General features: G+C 40.1%; 1 protein-coding gene. It reads left to right on the top strand.

Translation table 11 applies throughout. The features are described from left to right. Window positions 1–1,419: YfhO family protein (locus AB3112_RS11355; RefSeq protein WP_367334555.1), on the top strand; the 1,419-nt coding region annotated here is incomplete at its 5' end. Window positions 1,420–1,597: the final 178 nt, after the last annotated feature.

Raw genomic sequence — 1,597 nt, 5'->3', positions numbered from 1 at the left:
GGATGCATTTACCTGGTTGTCTCACTTGGATTAGTGATCTTTATCGGCCTTTATCGACAAAATCTTGTCTTGGGGATCACCCTGGCGATTTTAATGAGTGGCGAAATGGCCCTGAATATGGTAACTTCATTGAATCATCTAGATTATTTAAAAGCAACAGACTACACGGCATTTGAACGTGTGATTCGAAAACATGTCGGCGCCATTCAGAAAAAAGACCGTGGATTCTATCGCTTGGGAACAACATTCTCACGGACAAAAAACGATGCTTTCACCGGGAACTTTAATGGTGGTTCTATCTTCTCCTCAACGCTTGAATCGTCGACTTCACAATTCTTTAAAAACATTGGTCAACCAAATGGTGATTCGTTTGTCCTCTATTCAAACGGAACCATGTTTACGGATTCGCTCCTGAACATGAAGTACTATATGAGTCACCAAATTCCTGAAGCCAACCCAAATAAGAAGCCGAAAAAACAGTTGCTAACAACGATGACCCGAAAGCCTGATTACAACAACTATACGTTATTGGACCAAGATCAACTCATTGGGACCTATCAAAATCCATATGCCGTTCCAATTGGGTTCTTAAGTCCTGAATCTGGAATGAAACATAACGAAATTGCAAAAAGTCCGATCACGTATCAAAATGAAATTGCCCATCGATTGGATCCCAAAATCAACAATTTATTTGAACCGGCTAAATACACGGACATTCGATATAACAATATTCAGCCAATTTCACAACTCAATAACGCTGTTTTGAAAAAGAAGAATTTACTGGAAATGTCTTACATTATCTTCACGGTTCCAATTGAAAAGAATACGTCATACTACATGACCTTGGGAACTGAAATCAATAAGGGCAATATTTCAATTTCGGTTGATGGCCAAGCCCAAACGCAGTTTACGCCATCTGAGAAAACAATCATTGCAAACATCGCAACGGGAACCACGATTAACACAACTGCGAATGTGCAAATCTTTGTCAATAAGAATAACGCCCTCCTTCAAGACGTTAAGCTTTACAAGGTTCATAACTCAAAGATCGCGCAATTCTCCAAGGATTTAAACAGTCATCCATATAAGGTTACCAAGTGGAATGATCATCAATTAACCGGTACGGTTGATGTGAAATCAAATAACCAGTCGTTAACGACCACCATTCCATTTGAAAAAGGTTGGCACGCGACTGTTGATGGTAAGTCGGTTAAGCCCAAGCAATGGGCAAAAATGTTTACCTATATTCCAATTAGCAAAGGCCATCATAAGGTTGTCTTTACTTACTGGCCGCAAGGACTATTTGCGGGAATCTGGATCACTGTCTTCGGTTTTGCGTTCATTGGAACCGAGTACTTCTTGAAGAGACGGCGCAACGCAAAAGCACTCACAAAACAAACACCGTCGGATTCAAAATAAGTTTGTCATCATAAAAATATCGAACCAAAATAAAAATGGGAGTGTGCCAAAAGGCGGGTTTGCTTCCGTAGCATAACCTAGAATGACTTTTTGAGCTGAAAGCTCGGAAAGTTATTCGTAGTTATGCCTAGGAAGCAGCCTTTTGGCACACGTTCCAGCTATATAAAATTGAAAAAGC

This window comes from Lentilactobacillus sp. (assembly GCF_040773105.1).
GTDB lineage: Bacteria > Bacillota > Bacilli > Lactobacillales > Lactobacillaceae > Lentilactobacillus > Lentilactobacillus parabuchneri.
This window is presented reverse-complemented; position numbering and strand designations above follow the sequence as displayed.